This is a genomic window from Wenyingzhuangia sp. IMCC45467 (genome assembly GCF_054111205.1).
On record NZ_CM134196.1, the window covers coordinates 2096214 to 2111606 of the forward strand.

General features: G+C 29.3%; 13 protein-coding genes. 7 read left to right on the forward strand and 6 right to left on the reverse strand.

The window, feature by feature from the left end:
* Positions 1-6: 6 nt before the first annotated feature.
* From ACXGQT_RS08950 to ACXGQT_RS08970, 5 genes are all read left to right on the forward strand, one after another.
* Positions 7-984, forward strand: coding sequence for a stage II sporulation protein M (locus ACXGQT_RS08950; RefSeq protein ID WP_457828256.1), 978 nt, complete (start codon positions 7-9; stop codon positions 982-984).
* On the forward strand, positions 981-1691 hold the full coding sequence (locus tag ACXGQT_RS08955) for a hypothetical protein (protein WP_457828257.1): 711 nt from the start codon (positions 981-983) through the stop codon (positions 1689-1691). Before ACXGQT_RS08950 ends, ACXGQT_RS08955 begins: the two co-directional genes overlap by 4 nt.
* On the forward strand, positions 1688-2944 hold the full coding sequence (locus ACXGQT_RS08960) for a DUF4350 domain-containing protein (protein WP_457828258.1): 1257 nt from the start codon (positions 1688-1690) through the stop codon (positions 2942-2944). Before ACXGQT_RS08955 ends, ACXGQT_RS08960 begins: the two co-directional genes overlap by 4 nt.
* Positions 2932-3906, forward strand: a complete 975-nt coding sequence (locus ACXGQT_RS08965) for an AAA family ATPase (RefSeq protein ID WP_457828259.1) — start codon at positions 2932-2934, stop codon at positions 3904-3906. The genes ACXGQT_RS08960 and ACXGQT_RS08965 overlap by 13 nt, the downstream gene beginning before the upstream one ends.
* A gap of 143 nt (positions 3907-4049) precedes the next feature.
* Positions 4050-5273: a DUF58 domain-containing protein gene (locus ACXGQT_RS08970; protein WP_457828260.1), complete on the forward strand. Its 1224-nt coding sequence runs from the start codon at positions 4050-4052 to the stop codon at positions 5271-5273.
* 68 nt (positions 5274-5341) lie between these two features.
* On the opposite strand, the gene ACXGQT_RS08975 is transcribed toward ACXGQT_RS08970, so the two are convergent.
* From ACXGQT_RS08975 to ACXGQT_RS08995, 5 genes are read right to left on the reverse strand one after another with little or no spacing between them, the layout of a single operon-like run.
* Complete coding sequence (locus tag ACXGQT_RS08975; RefSeq protein WP_457828261.1) at positions 5342-6367, reverse strand: lipid A-modifier LpxR family protein; 1026 nt, start codon at positions 6365-6367, stop codon at positions 5342-5344.
* A complete protein-coding gene (locus tag ACXGQT_RS08980) occupies positions 6360-7196 on the reverse strand; it encodes a hypothetical protein (RefSeq protein ID WP_457828262.1) in 837 nt (278 codons plus the stop codon). Before ACXGQT_RS08980 ends, ACXGQT_RS08975 begins: the two co-directional genes overlap by 8 nt.
* 19 nt (positions 7197-7215) lie before the next feature.
* Positions 7216-8304 (reverse strand): hypothetical protein, encoded by a 1089-nt coding sequence (locus tag ACXGQT_RS08985; RefSeq protein WP_457828263.1) that lies wholly within the window; start codon positions 8302-8304, stop codon positions 7216-7218.
* Between the two features lie 60 nt (positions 8305-8364).
* Positions 8365-10074, reverse strand: a complete 1710-nt coding sequence (locus ACXGQT_RS08990; RefSeq protein WP_457828264.1) for a hypothetical protein — start codon at positions 10072-10074, stop codon at positions 8365-8367.
* Between the two features lie 21 nt (positions 10075-10095).
* Positions 10096-10755 (reverse strand): hypothetical protein, encoded by a 660-nt coding sequence (locus tag ACXGQT_RS08995; protein WP_457828265.1) that lies wholly within the window; start codon positions 10753-10755, stop codon positions 10096-10098.
* Positions 10756-11018: 263 nt separating this feature from the next.
* On the opposite strand from ACXGQT_RS08995, the gene ACXGQT_RS09000 reads away from it, so the two are divergent.
* Positions 11019-11627, forward strand: coding sequence for a response regulator transcription factor (locus ACXGQT_RS09000; protein ID WP_457828266.1), 609 nt, complete (start codon positions 11019-11021; stop codon positions 11625-11627).
* Between the two features lie 17 nt (positions 11628-11644).
* A complete protein-coding gene (locus ACXGQT_RS09005) occupies positions 11645-13423 on the forward strand; it encodes a sensor histidine kinase (RefSeq protein ID WP_457828267.1) in 1779 nt (592 codons plus the stop codon).
* A 51-nt stretch (positions 13424-13474) separates the two neighbouring features.
* Here the strand turns inward: ACXGQT_RS09005 and ACXGQT_RS09010 are convergent, their stop codons facing one another.
* A complete protein-coding gene (locus ACXGQT_RS09010) occupies positions 13475-15349 on the reverse strand; it encodes an amidophosphoribosyltransferase (RefSeq protein WP_457828268.1) in 1875 nt (624 codons plus the stop codon).
* Positions 15350-15393 lie beyond the last annotated feature (44 nt).

A 15393-nucleotide genomic window follows, 5' to 3' on the forward strand; every position in this document is an offset into this window, starting at 1 on the left:
TTCACTATGAGAGAGATTGCATTTATCAAACAAAATAAAGAAAAATGGTTGCGGTTTGAAAGCGCAATCAAAGAAAAAAACATATCGCATCCAGAAGAGTTATCAAAACTTTACTTACACTTAATTAACGACTTAGCTTTTGCTCAAACTTATTACAAAAAAAGCAAGTTGGTGGTGTACTTAAATCACTTGACTATTTTGGCCTTCCAAAAAATTTACAAATCTAAAAAGGAAGATAAAAATAGAATTTTACAGTTTTTTATGCTAGACATTCCTTTACTACTTTATTCCTATAAAAAATATATTTATTACGCATTTATCATTTTTGGGGTTTCGGTAGGAATCGGATTGATTTCTGCTATGTATGACGATAGTTTTGTGAGACTTATTCTATCGGATGGCTATGTAAATCAAACCTTAGAAAACATAAAAGACGGAAACCCTACTGCTGTTTACAAATCAGGTTCTAATTGGGGGAGTTTTATTGGTATTACTTTTAACAATTTATATGTTGGGTTAAAAGCTTTTGTTTTTGGAATTACTGGTGGTGTTGGCACAGCTTATGTAATGTTGCAAAACGGAATTATGCTTGGATCTTTTCAATATTTTTTTGCCAAGCATGGGGTTTTACTACAAAGTGTAAAAGGAATTTGGATTCACGGAGCTATGGAAATTTTTGCTATTGTTATTGAAGGAGCTATTGGTTTGATGTTAGGAGCTAGCATTATTTTTCCTAAAACATATAAAAGATTAGATTCTTTTAAAAGAGGAATGAGAGACGGTATTAAATTAATGATTAGCACTTTTCCGTTTACCATTGCTGCTGGTTTTTTAGAAGGTTTTGTGTCTAGATACGGAAATGATATGCCTACATTTTTAGCATTGTTTATCATTTTAAGCACTTTGAGTTTTATATCATATTACTTTTTAATTTACCCTCATAAAGTAGTTACCAAAATAACTTCTGATTCTTCTTTAGCATGATATTAAAACACTTAAAAAAAACAACTCCTGTTTTGCTATTGATGAGTAGTCACTTATTAATTGCTGCTAACGACACTATTGTAAAAGCAAACCGATTTATTCCTAAAAACTATAAAGAAAACTACACAGCTGATGAGTATATTTACACTATTCAGGAACCAGGTTTTTTACTTGCCTTAAAAATATGGTTTAAGGAACTTATTTTATCATTACTTAACAATGTAGGTGTTGGCATGAATACCGATGCTTTTAAATACCTTAAACTCGTATTTTACTTTTTAATTTTTGTTGCAGCAGTTTACATAATAGTTAGAATGTTTTTTTACAAAGAAGGAAACTGGATTTTCAGAAAAAACAAACATCAAAATAATTTAACTTATGAAAACGAAGTTGAAATTATTGAAACAGCAAACTTTAAAACTTTAATAGAAAAAGCCATTAAAAAAGAGGATTACAGACTTGCTGTTAAATTTAATTACTTATGGATATTACAAAAACTTGCAGAAAACAAAATAATAGAACTGAGTAATTTAAAAACCAATGCAGATTATCAATTAGAAACTGAAGAAACTCCATACGCTAAAGAATTTAACAGTATTTCATATTACTATAATTACATTTGGTATGGAGAATTTATGATAGACAAAACAGCTTATGAAAAAATAGAGGCTACCTACAATGAACTATTAAACAATATAAAGTCATGAAAAAGAAAGGATTTATTATTCTTGGGATTGTTATTGTTCTAATAATAGTATTAATAGATAGCATTAGCCCTAAAGATATTGATTGGTCTCCAACTTATCACGAAAAACACACCCAGCCATTTGGCTTAAAAGTTTTTCACGATCAGTTAAACAGTATTTTTAAGCTAGAAAATGTATTAACACTTAAAAACACTTTCTACGAATATCAACAAGAACACTCTTTAAGCACGCTAACACCAAACAATATTTATATTAATATAGATTTGCAATATGCTCCAGACCCCACTTCTGAAAACAGCTTGTTAAAGTTTATTGCTAAAGGAAACACCGCTTTTATTAGTGCCAATAGTTTTTCTAAAAATCTGTTAGACAGTTTAAAAATTCAAAAAAACTTTCACACAAAATCTTTATACAAAGTTGATTCTATAAAAGTTAGCTTGCAACAAAAAAGTTTAACGTTTGATAACAAATTAAAATTTCAACAATCTTTTTTTAAAGACAGTACCAATGTAAAATCCTTAGGAAAAATTATAGGTAAAAGTAAAGATAGTATAAAGGTAAACGAGACTAATTTTGTGAAAATAAATTATAAAAAAGGCTTTTTTTACCTACACACTCAACCAGAAATTTTTACAAACTACCACTTGCTACAAGCAAAAAACACCAATTACATAAATGCTGTTTTATCATGTTTACCAACAGCTATCATCAATCAAAAAAACAAAGAAAACATACTAATCAACACAAAAAACTTTGTCTATTTTGAAAGCAATTATAAAACAGATGATGAACTTATAAACGATCCTTTAAGATTTATAAAAAAACAAAAAGAATTATACGCTGCTTGGATTCTTTTGTTAGTAGCCATTGGAATTTATCTGTTTATTAATGCCAAAAGAAAACAAAGAATTATACCTATTATTCCCAAAGTAAAAAACACTAGTTTAAATTTTGTAGAAACCATTGCTACGCTTTATGAAGAAGCTGATAACTTTCAACCTATTATACATCATAAAATCAATATTTTTTACAAAAACATTAGAAACACTTATAATATAATTACAGACAAAACCAATCTTAAATTGGCAGAACAACTCAGTTTAAAATCGGGGTACGATTTACAAAAAACCAAAGAACTTATTCGTTTTATAAATACTTTAAAAAACAGAGAAAGCTCATCATTTACCCTTTTAAAAAAGCTAAATAAAGAAATAGAAGATTTTAATAAAAACACAAACGCATGGAAGAATTAGAGTTTACAAATAGAATAGATTTAACCGAATTACACCAAGGAATAAACACCATTAAAAAAGAAATATCTAAAGTAATTGTAGGTCAAAAAAACATGGTTAACCTACTATTAACTGCTCTTTTATGCGAAGGACACGTGTTGATAGAAGGGGTGCCAGGAGTTGCCAAAACAGTTACTGCAAAATTATTAGCAAAAACTTTATCTATAGGATATCAAAGAATTCAGTTTACTCCAGATTTAATGCCTTCTGATGTATTAGGTACTTCTATTTTTGATTTAAAAAAATCTGAATTTGAATTTAAAAAAGGACCTATATTTTCTAACCTAATTTTAATTGATGAAATTAACAGAGCTCCAGCCAAAACACAAGCAGCTTTGTTTGAAGTAATGGAAGAACGTCAAATTACTATTGATGGACATAAATTTAATTTAGAAGCTCCTTATATAGTGGTAGCCACTCAAAACCCTGTAGATCAAGAAGGAACCTATAGATTACCCGAAGCACAATTAGACCGTTTTCTTTTTAAAATTACAGTAGAATATCCAAACTTAAATGATGAAGTAGAAATTATAAGTAGAGAGCATTTAGCCACGCAACCAAAACTAGATTTTATTACAGAAAGTATTAGTAAAGAACAAATTTTAGCCTATCAAGAACTTACCAAGAAAGTAATAGTAGAACCTAATTTAATTAAATACATTGCAGATATTGTAGTAAGCACTCGTAGCAATTCCTTTTTATATTTAGGAGCATCACCTAGAGCCTCCATTGCACTATTAAAAGCATCTAAAGCATTTGCAGCCATTAACGGAAGAGATTTTGTTACTCCTGAAGACATTAAGCAAATAGCCGTACCGGTATTACAACACAGAGTTATTGTTACTCCCGAAAAAGAAATGGAAGGAATTACGGCCGCACAAATTATTAACGACAGCATTCAATCTACCGAAATTCCTAGCTAAGGACTATGCAAGAAAAAAACATCATTCACCATTTAAAAAGAGCTTATCAAAGTATCTACGTAAACAATTTGTTTTTTTACATTTTGTTTGCTCATATTTTTTTGTTTGTCTTGAGTTTTTTCATCAAAGAACTATACCTACTTATGTTATTACTAACAGCTGTTTTTATAGGTGTTTTTTGTTTTGATATTTTTATACTTTTTAGGTTAAAAAACGGAATTACAGCTAAAAGGTCTCTACCCGAAAAGTTCTCTAATAGTGATGATAATGAAATAAGTATTGAAATAAAAAATCAATACCCTATAGAGCTTTCAATAGAAATAATTGACGAGATTCCCGATCAGTTTCAAATTAGAGATTTTAGCATTAAAGCAATATTAAAAGCACAGACTTCTAAAATATTTCCTTACAAATTAAAACCAACAGAACGTGGAGAATACCATTTTGGCAATATTAATATTTACATACATTCTGTTTTAAATTTAGTAACCAAAAGATACATTTTAGGAAAACCAAGTATGGTAAAAACATATCCGTCTTTTTTAAAACTAAAACAATTTGATTTAAAAACCATTAACAGTATGAGTTCAGTTTACGGACTTAAAAAAGTTCGTAGAATTGGAAATTCTTTTGAGTTTGAACAAATAAAAGAATACGTTCAAGGTGATAATATTAGAGATATTAATTGGAAAGCTACTGCTAAAAAAAATCAATTAATGGTCAACCAATTTGTAGATGAAAAAGCACAAAACATTTACATGTTAATTGACAGAGGAAGAACCATGAAAATGCCCTTTGAAGGATTGAGTTTGTTAGATTATGCCATCAATGCTTCTTTAATTGTGAGCAATGTTGTTATTCAAAAACAAGACAAAGTAGGGTTATTTTCTTTTTCTAAAAACGTAAATGACTACGTAGCAGCCGAAAGAAGAAACCATCAAATGGGTCTAATTTTAGAGTCTTTATACAATGTAAAAACAAATTTTGAGGAAACAGATTTTGGAGTTTTGTACAGTGCTGTAAAACACAATATCAAACAAAGAAGTTTACTTTTATTGTACACCAATTTTGATAGTATGGATGCGCTAGAAAGACAAATGAAAACTCTTAGAGCTATTAATAAAAATCACTTGCTAATTGTCATATTTTTTAAGAATAGTGAAATTTTAGATCTTGCTAGCCAAAAAACACATTCCGAACAAGATATTATTAAAAAAACTGTTGCCGAAAAATTTATTTACGACAAAGAACAAATGGTACTAGAGTTGAGTAAATACGGAGTCAATTCCATTTTAACTACTCCTAAAAACTTAACTATTGATGCCATTAACAAGTATATAGAAATAAAATCCAAAGGTTTAATATAATAATTTAGTGATTACCTAACTCTATTTCTGTTTGTTTACAAAAAAACAATCTAGGAGTTATTTTATGACTACTCTATTCTAAATCCTAAAGAAACTCCTCCCCAATAATGATTTTTTTTACCACCTTTAAACTCCTGACTTCTACCACTTACCACTGCTCCTAGATAAATTACATCCCAAAAAGAAATATTTATTCCAGTATTAAACTCTAACTGATATCTACGTATGTCTGAATGATCAATAACATACACACTATTGTCTCCCCAAAAAGAACCTTCTAAAGTACTATTGTATAATACGTGTCTTAATTTGGGTTCTATAAATGCATTTAACCTAAATTTTCTTTTTTTCTGCACTACAACATCATCTATATCGTTTTGATTTAATAACGTTCCTCTTTTATTATATTTTTTTTTAACAGGAATTTGAGCCCCTACAAAAGGAGATGTGTGTAAATTATACGCAAGATTTAATCCAAGTTCTGCATCAATCATATAATTTCCTAAGCTAGCATTTAAACGTAATGCCGAGATAAAGTCTTTGTAACTAATCTTATCAATATGTTTTAAATAGCTTACTGAATAATTAAAAGCAAAAACCCCTGATTCCCCAATTTGATGATCCCAACCATTAGGAACATCTCTAGTAGTTCCAAACCAATGATTGTCATGTATATAACTCTGCCCTTTCTTTGCCAAATCCAAACCTAAAAAACCTAGATATAATTCTGACTTTAAAAAACTTTTTTCACTATAGTATTCTTTTCCCAAACTCAAAGCTGTAAAGGATGCATAAGGCCGATCTCCATATTGAATATTATGCGAACCCAGATTAGTAGGTGTAAATGCTACAACACTAAAAGCAAATGTACTCCTTACATCTAAAGCATTTTTGAGAGGAATAAAAAAGTTCCACTTTTTTATTCCTGGTGTAAACAATTCTAATTTAACCCCTCCTGTATAGTTATCATCATCATTAGGTAGATTAATAAAATCTACAAAAAGTTCGTTTTCGTGAGTAATCATAAATTGATAACCATCTCTGTCTTGAGAAAAGCAAAATAACGGAAACAAAACTAAAAAGAACTTATTCATCTTTTAACTTTGTTAAATCAACAATCCCCCCAACTATATCATCTTTATTATCTTTTAAAACTTTCATCAACTTAACAACTTCATTTTCGCAACCGTCAATTTCATTTACGTCTGCTTTAATTTGTAAAACCACTCCCTTAGGATCTTCATTTCCATTTTTATAAGACATTTTTGGTATTGGCTTAATAATATCACTTTCTACTACCTTATCAAGCTTCACTACTCCCTCTGAATTATTTTCGTTTCTTAAATTTTGTATGAATCCAAAATTAGTTACTGTAAGTTTTTCAAGATGCTTTTCTCCCATTTTATCTTCCCAAGCAGCCATGATAGTAATAGTTACAGTTATTAAAACTTTAGACTCATTTATTTTTTTACATACACACGATTTCTCTGTAACTTTTGCTTTTGAATAATTAAACAACAAGCTTTTAGGAACCAAGTTAAAATAATTACTATTATTTTTTATCCCTATTTTTAACTCCATAGCCTTTTTTTCACCATGATCTAAGGTTCTCTTAACTAATATTGTATTATCTTTTTCTATATCAAAACCATCTTGCTTTAAAACAGCTCCATAACTGGCTGAATATTTAGCTGTCTCTTTATTTAACAAACCTACCAATCTATCAAATCCAATATTTAACAATTCTGTTACAATTATCCCCCCTAAAACAGCTGGTACAGCTTTCTGTTCTTTAGAAATATCCTGTTCATCTATTAAATCCACAACAACCATTGATTGATTATTCTGAAATGATCTTTCGTGTACAGAACAACTGGATATTATTAAACCAATTACTGCAAATACTATATTCATCTTTTTCATTCTTTTATTTTTAGATTGTTTACTTGTCCTCTATTACTTTGTACACCTTTTTTTCTAAATGATTACTTTCTATACATTTTTTAAATGTTTTTGATATTTTTTTAAATTCTTTAGAAGTTGGATGCAATTCATTATACCATCCTTTGTACTTATTTACAGCCCCTCTAGAATCTATGTGATAAACATTTTTATAATTCTCTGCCAACGCAACTAACACTTCATTGAATTTTTCAATTAAACTATATGCAATAGCTTCTTTTTCAGCACTATTAACATATCCCCTTAGAAGTAAAGGTTCGTTTAGCCACCTTCCGTTTCTCATAAAAACATTAGTCAATGGCTTAAATAATTGTAAGGGATTTAAGCCAAATCCTTTTTTTGAGCTAGGAATAGGATAATCATACCCTTGGGTTATTATTTTTAAATTTAAAAACTTAGAATTATCACCTAACACATCCTTAAACAACAACTTATATTGAATTTTAAACAACTTTAGCAATCCAAAAAATTCTTTATTCAAAGCAACTTCACTAAACTTCATTTTATCCTCATGCTTAGTTAAATCTAAGTTTTTAGGAACAACAATCTCATTTCTTTTATTTAATAATTGAGCTAATCTATGCCCTCCTACAATATCATTTCCTCCTCCACTTATTAAAAAAACATCTGGCTTAATTAAAGACAAGTCTTCAATATATTCGTTCTCAAATAAAATATTAGATATCCAATCCCCTCCATAACCATGACTCTTAATAGCATACGAACTTCCTTTATTTAAATGATCTATAATGTCGGTAATAAATTTAGGATACTGAAACCAAGAATCTCCTTCTGACAAAATGATTTTGGTATAATTTCCTTTATTTATTTTTTTCCAAAACAATTTTTCTCTCCTACGTTTAAACTTTCTATTTAAACTTCCCATTTTACCTAATTCAGCTTCAGAATTATTTAATATGATATCATCATTTTTATCAAAAAGTCTTAGTAAAATATTTTTTAAATCTTCCCTTGTAAATTCTTCATGATTTAGTAACTCATCTAATCTAGACTCTGAAAATTCTTCTGGATTTTTTAGAAAAACATCTATTAAATCTTGTTTACTCATCTATATATATATTTTTTAAAAAAAGGTTCTAAGATTTATTTTCTTAGAACCTTTTGTCTATTAAAGAGAATCCTCTATATAGTTACATATTGCAGTTGGATCAAAATCTATAGTAAGATCTTTACCTTTAACGGTAGGAGAAACACGCCACTCTCTATCGTAATAAACTCTAAATTGATATTCAGACTCATCATCGAAACAAGTTCCGTATCCTCTTAAATACCCTCTGTATATGTATTGATAATATCTAAAGTATGGATCTCCTACTTTTTTATAATAAACTGGAGTATAATTTAACGCTACATTTACTTTTTCACAATTAAAATTCAAATCTAAATTATAATAAGTAGCACATTCACTGGTTTTTACATCAATTGTTTGATTGTCTATATCACACCAACTTACTTCTTTATCATAAACTTTTTCATACCTATAGCTAGAATAATTATACCCATAAATAGTCAATTTTAAACCGCTATTTAACAAAGGCCTTAACCTATTATAGTAATAATAATTTAACCAACTTCCGTAAAAATTAAATTCGCCACCAATGTAACTACTAAAACTACTTACATACCTTCCTGTAGGGCTTGTTAACATAAAATAATAATAAGTAGGCCTTCCTTCGTTCTTAAAAGTAACTTTATTAAAACTGTTACAAGTATTGGCTCCACCTCCAGTAAACCCAAAGTAATGCACTCCTGTGTATCTTGTTTTATATTCAGCATACAACCTACCTCTATCACTCTTAATTATTCCTTTTGTTGGTAGTTTATAATACCTACCATAATAATCTCGTCTATAAACATCTACAACATCTCCAGCAGCTACTGGTTGACCTGTTGATGGATTTCTTACATATCTATAATAAACATAAGTTCTTACTGTTGTTTCTCTAGACAGCCAATACACTTTACGTCCATTTACATAAATATAAAAACAGTATGGATTCCCTAAAGACACCAAATAAGTATTGTTATAATTATTTGTAGCACTTAACTTATATGTTTTTGCTGTACTTGTAGGATCTTCTTCTACTGCCTCAAGTGAAAACCCTCCATCTGGCACAGATTCAAAAGCCGTTTGTTCAGGTGCAGGAATTTCTTCTTCTTCAAGGTTTATTTCCGTATCAAAAGTTTGTGCATCTACAACTATATCTCCTCCTTCAATAGCCATTCCATCTTCATCTAAAAATCCTGTATCTGCTTCAATTGTTAAAACAGACTCTTCTACTTCTTCACTTACTCCTTCTTCTTCGCTTTCATTTGTATTGGTTATTTCTATAGACGAGGTTGTCTTATTATCATTCAAAGCAACTGTTTTACTTACCACTTGTATTCCTGGTGCCTCTTCTCCTGTTTTATTTAGTGTAACGGTTAATAATTGTGATTGATTTGTTCCATCAAACACTATAGTTTGTGACTTAGTATCGTAACCTAAAGCTTCAACTGTCATTGTAATATTAATTGGGTTTTCAAAACTTGGTGAAAGACTAGACAAAAGACCAAAACTTAGTACTCCATCACTTGCAACAAATTCCTTTTTCCCTTCGGGAGTATATATTTTATCTGAGGCTTCACCTGAAAACGAAATATTAGCTGTAGGAATGGGTTTACTTGCATCTCCTACATCAACCAAATTTAAATTTACCTTACTAACTACAGCATCTGGAGTTACTGATATTTTAAATTCATTTTCAAATTTTTTATCTATACATCTTACTTGAGTTATAAGTAAAACCGCTATTATTATGTATTTTATTGTCTTCATAATTTTCATGTTTATTTGTTATTAAAAAGAAAAAGCAAACCTAAGCGCTGCATAAGGCAAAAATTTATTTTCTTTAAAACTTTCTTGTAATAAAGCTTCTTGATTTTTTGTGTTTTCAATTAAACCTGTTGCATCCAAAGACATAGACGGTCCATCTGCATCATAATAAACACCTAATTCTAGCCCAAACCCAAATCCTGTTTTAGGTACTGGTCTTCCAAAAGAGATTCCCGCATAAGGCAACAGGCCATCCCACTCTGCGTTGATGAAAAGATTCCCTACATCATCCGAAGTAAACACTACCTCCCCAATAACAACTTCATCTTTAAAGGCCATAGTAACATCTACATCACTACTTGTAAAATACCCTGCTCCCAAAACAAACCTAAAAGCTTTACCAAATGGAGCTATACTAATTAGTGCATCTATATGGCTAAAATCAAACTCTGCATCAACCAACATATCTTCTCCATCAATCTCATAATCAAACCCTTCTTGTTTAATTGGCAGTATACTATACCTTGTACTTACGTAAAAATACTTGTTGATTTTATAAGAATAATCTATTCCTAAACCAGAACCCACTCCCAAAGACAACGCATGTTTCTTTTCTTTTGTTTCTTGTGCAGTTATGAGCCCCGTAGCAAACAACATACAAATTGTAAAAAGCAATTTTCTCATATATTATAGTTTTTATAGTTAATTCTTACTTATTTTAGTTAACTCCCTCCTATACCACAACAAGGAGGGATACAACTATACCAAACATTTAATGGCTACAAACCATCTTTATTGTTTTATGTAAAGTAATAGACATTTTGAAAAGCTGTTTTCATACTAAAGTATGATTTTGACTAAAACCTGTTAAAAAACAAGTTTCTTGATTATTTAAGTAGTACTTTAGTATGAAGCTACATACAATAACAGTTCTTAATATTGTTGTTATGAAAAAGACTCACAAAATTATTATTGCTGATGACAATAAATTTTTCTTGGATGCACTTCAAAATTACCTAGAAAACTATAATGATTTTAAAGTGATTGCATGTTGTAAAACAATTCATGAGATTATTTCACATACCAATAACACCAATTTTGACTTACTTATTTTAGATCTGAGTTTTAAAGGAGAAAGATCGTTAGATTCCATTCATAAAATAAGACCTAACAAGAGTAGTTTTAAAATTATATGCTTAACTAGCTTTAACAACTGTATTGTAAAAGACGAAGCGATTACTTACGGAATTGATTTTTTTATGGGTAAAGATACCGATCTTATAAACTTTCCTAAGATCATTAGAAACTTGTTAAACAACTCAGAGCTAAATAACAATGAAAACAAAAACAATACACAACAAAAATTAACATTAAGGCAAATAGAAATAATTAAAGCTTGTTTTGAATTTAGCACTGAAAAAGAAATAGCAAACTATTTAGATATAAGTATTAACACATTAAAAACCCATAAGCAACACTTATTTAACAAAACCTGTACAAAAAACAACTTAGAATTAATTAAATATGGTATAAAGGAAGGTATTATTATTATTTGATAGCCTAACTTTATAAAATGAAAAAAAATTGCCTCCTACTTATATTCTTAATAAGCAGTTTTGCTTTTACTCAAAAAAACAACATTTACAAACAGTGTTATTTTTTAAATGACACTATTGAATGTAACTCAATTACAAGTGCCATATATCATTTAGAAAAAGGAAATTTTAACAAACCTTTTGGAGATAATATTTATCATAAAATACCTAGTAAAAAAACAGTTTGGTTTCACTTTAAGCTTCCTCCTAACAATAAGAATTTATATTTTACAATAGCCAACTCTTACTTGCATCATGGTAAAATTTACACTTATAATTCCAAAAACATTGACAGCCTAGCAACAATAAACTATTATAATGAATTTGGATTTAAAAATGTTTTTTATAGACACCCCACATGGGAACTTAAAGCCGCTGAATTAAGTACTAGTTATTTTATTCAATTAAGAGATGACGAACCAAAAGCTAGGTTAGAGTTAATACTAAACAGCCCTAATGACTTTATAAAAAGAAATCAAATAGAATATTTTTTATTAGGCACAACACTCACTTTTTTATGTTCTTTAATTTTAATTATTCTTTGTCTATTTGCAACGCAAAAACAATTTAGTTTACTTTGGTACGGAGGTTTTATCTTTTTCTTAATAACGGCTATTTTAGCAAACAAAGGTATTGGTGTTCAATACATATGGAGCAATTCTGACTTTTTAATACAATCTGCAAAAAGTTTTTCTCACACCTTAGCAACCATGTGTGCTGCTTTTTTTTATGCTAATTTTTACCCGTTAAAAAGCAAACATTATTTTATCAGAAAAGTATTTCTATGTATAGGATACTGTTGTCTATTACTATCCTGTGTTTATTTTTATAAACTTTTTTTTGGTGGATTACCTTATTGGTATTTGTTTGTGTGGGCTATTCTAAAAATATCTTTAATAACAATAGGTATCATTCACTTGTATTTGTTAATTAAGAAAATAATTCCATCCTATTTAGCAATTGGTTTTATATTTTCTATTCTAGGTACATTTACCTATCAATTTTACAATCCTACACAAAATTTATCTTTATTAAAAAGCTATTTTTTTACAGACATTTTCTACCTAACTGTAGTCTTAGAACTAACTTTAGTGATGTACTATATTATTTCAGAAATTGTAAAAGGTAAACTTTTATCTATTTCTTTAGAAAAAGAAAATCTTACATTGAAAAGTTCTTTACAAAGTATTGAAGACAAACAAAAACAAAAATTTTCTAGTAATATACACGATACTTTTGGAAGCTATATAGAGGCTTTAAGTCTTCAAGTTTTAACCAATCCTGACACTAAAAAATTAAACAATATTATTAACTCCTTTAGAAAAGAATATCATCTTTTATTAACCAACATGTTTACACCTAACTTAAATGAAGAAAATTTTATAAGGGGAATTAAAAATTACTGCAATAAAATGAACAAATTAAGTTCTTTAAGCATTCAATTTTCATACACAAACAATGATGAAATTTCTATTTCAAAAATACACGCACAAGAAGTATATAAAATAATTACAGAACTCACTACCAATGTTATTAAACACTCCAAAGCCAGTAAACTTACTATTAAAATTATTTACAATCTTGATCACTTTTTTCTAGAAGTAAAAGATAACGGAATTGGCTTTTCAATAAATGATAGCAACAAGGGAATTGGTATTGAAAGCATATACAATAGAGCTCAATTATTAAAAGGAGAACTAACCATAAATTCTCAATTAAAAGAAGGCACTATTGTTACATTAATTTTGCCTTTATAACAAAAAAGCCGATGTTAAAACATCGGCTTTTTTGTTATATAAACTTCTCATTTAATAAGCTCTCTTATTATTTCCTTCATAAAAATTAATAAAAGCTTCATTTACTACTCTTTTACCTCCATCTGTAGGGTAATCACCGGTAAAATACCAGTCTCCTGTATGATTTGGGCAAGCAGCATGCAATCCTTCTATTTTTTGGAAGATAATCTGAACATCTGCATTGATTTCTGATGTTTTTAGCATTTCAGAAATTTTAGCTGATATTTGCTCTGGAGTAAAAGGCTTATAAATTTCTTTTACATAGTTTTTAATTCCAGCATCTTGATTGCTACGTTGTTTTATACATTTATTATAAACATCTGTTACAATTTGATATTGACCTGTTTCTTTTAACAATTCAATAGCCGCTCTAAAGGCAATAAAATCACCTAGCTTAGCCATATCAATACCGTAACAATCAGGATAACGTATTTGTGGAGCAGAAGAAACTACTACTATTTTTTTAGGTTCTGTTCTATCTAAAATCTTAATAATACTTTTCTTTAAAGTAGTTCCTCTAACAATACTATCATCAATAATAACAATGTTGTCATCTTTTTTAACCACCCCATAAGTCACATCATAAACATGAGCAACCAAATCATCACGACTATCATCCGAAGTAATAAACGTTCTTAGTTTAGCATCTTTAATGGCTAATTTTTCAAAACGAGGTCTAATGGCTAAAATATCGCTCACTTCTTGAGCACTTAAATTTTTACCGCCTGATAGTATTTTTTCTGTTTTTTGAGTGTTTAAAAAATCCTCTGCAGCTTCGCACATTCCATAGTAAGATGTTTCTGCTGTGTTTGGAATATAAGAAAAAACGGTGTTTTCAATATCTCCATCAATACTATCAATAATTTGAGGGAATACACGAACTCCTAAATCTTTTCTTTCTTGATAAATATCTGCATCTCCTCCTCTTGAGAAATAAATACGCTCAAAAGAACAAGCTTTTTTCTCTAAAGGCTCTAAGATTTTCTCTATAGAAACTTTTCCATTTTTTTTAGCAATAATAGCATGACCTGGCTCTAACTCCTTAACTTTTTCCATTTTAAGGTTAAAAGCTGTTTGAATTACAGGTCTTTCTGATGCTACTACTAAAACCTCATCATCTTTATAATAAAAAGTAGGACGAATTCCTGCAGGATCTCTCATTACAAAAGCATCTCCATGGCCTAATAACCCAGCCATAGCATATCCTCCATCAAAACTACGAGTAGCTCTTTTTAAAATTCTAACAATATCTACTTTTTCTGCAATTACCGGAGAAGCCTCCTTTTTTGTGTAGTCTGCTTTAATGTCTTGGTAAATAGACTCTACTTGGTCATCTAAAAAATGCCCTATTTTTTCCATTACCGTAACAGTATCTGTACTTTCTTTTGGGTGTTGCCCTAACTCTATCAACTCATCTAATAATTGCTTAGAGTTGGTCATATTAAAGTTTCCTGCTACAATTAAATTTTTATGTCTCCAGTTACTCTGACGTAAAAAAGGATGCACATTTTCTATAGAGTTCCCTCCAAAAGTTCCATATCTGGCGTGACCTAAAAATAAATTACCAATAAAAGGTGTATTTTCTTCTAACCATGCTACATCGTCCTTTTTTTCAGGATTTGCATCAATCGTTTCGCTAATACGTTGGTTTATTTTTTTAAAAATATGTTGAATAGGTTGCTGTTTGTTAGAACGTATTCTACTAATGTATCTGCTTCCAGGATTCACATTAAATTTAATGCTTGCAAAACCTGCTCCGTCTTGTCCACGGTTATGTTGCTTTTCCATTAATAAGTACATCTTGTTTACTCCGTAAAAAGCCGTACCATATTTTTCCTTATAATACTCTAAAGGTTTTAGCAACCTCACCATTGCAATACCACACATATTGTATCTTTTATTGATTAAGTTTTACATCAGTCGTAAAACCA

Excerpts from the sequence above, each read along its gene's own strand:
- ACXGQT_RS08950 (WP_457828256.1), top strand. The coding sequence starts at position 7 with ATGAGAGAGATTGCATTTATCAAACAAAATAAAGAAAAATGGTTGCGG.
- ACXGQT_RS08955 (WP_457828257.1), top strand. The coding sequence starts at position 981 with ATGATATTAAAACACTTAAAAAAAACAACTCCTGTTTTGCTATTGATG.
- ACXGQT_RS08960 (WP_457828258.1), top strand. The coding sequence starts at position 1,688 with ATGAAAAAGAAAGGATTTATTATTCTTGGGATTGTTATTGTTCTAATA.
- ACXGQT_RS08965 (WP_457828259.1), top strand. The coding sequence starts at position 2,932 with ATGGAAGAATTAGAGTTTACAAATAGAATAGATTTAACCGAATTACAC.
- ACXGQT_RS08970 (WP_457828260.1), top strand. The coding sequence starts at position 4,050 with ATGTTATTACTAACAGCTGTTTTTATAGGTGTTTTTTGTTTTGATATT.
- ACXGQT_RS08975 (WP_457828261.1), bottom strand. The coding sequence starts at position 6,367 with ATGAATAAGTTCTTTTTAGTTTTGTTTCCGTTATTTTGCTTTTCTCAA.
- ACXGQT_RS08980 (WP_457828262.1), bottom strand. The coding sequence starts at position 7,196 with ATGAAAAAGATGAATATAGTATTTGCAGTAATTGGTTTAATAATATCC.
- ACXGQT_RS08985 (WP_457828263.1), bottom strand. The coding sequence starts at position 8,304 with ATGAGTAAACAAGATTTAATAGATGTTTTTCTAAAAAATCCAGAAGAA.
- ACXGQT_RS08990 (WP_457828264.1), bottom strand. The coding sequence starts at position 10,074 with ATGAAGACAATAAAATACATAATAATAGCGGTTTTACTTATAACTCAA.
- ACXGQT_RS08995 (WP_457828265.1), bottom strand. The coding sequence starts at position 10,755 with ATGAGAAAATTGCTTTTTACAATTTGTATGTTGTTTGCTACGGGGCTC.
- ACXGQT_RS09000 (WP_457828266.1), top strand. The coding sequence starts at position 11,019 with ATGAAAAAGACTCACAAAATTATTATTGCTGATGACAATAAATTTTTC.
- ACXGQT_RS09005 (WP_457828267.1), top strand. The coding sequence starts at position 11,645 with ATGAAAAAAAATTGCCTCCTACTTATATTCTTAATAAGCAGTTTTGCT.
- ACXGQT_RS09010 (WP_457828268.1), bottom strand. The coding sequence starts at position 15,349 with ATGTGTGGTATTGCAATGGTGAGGTTGCTAAAACCTTTAGAGTATTAT.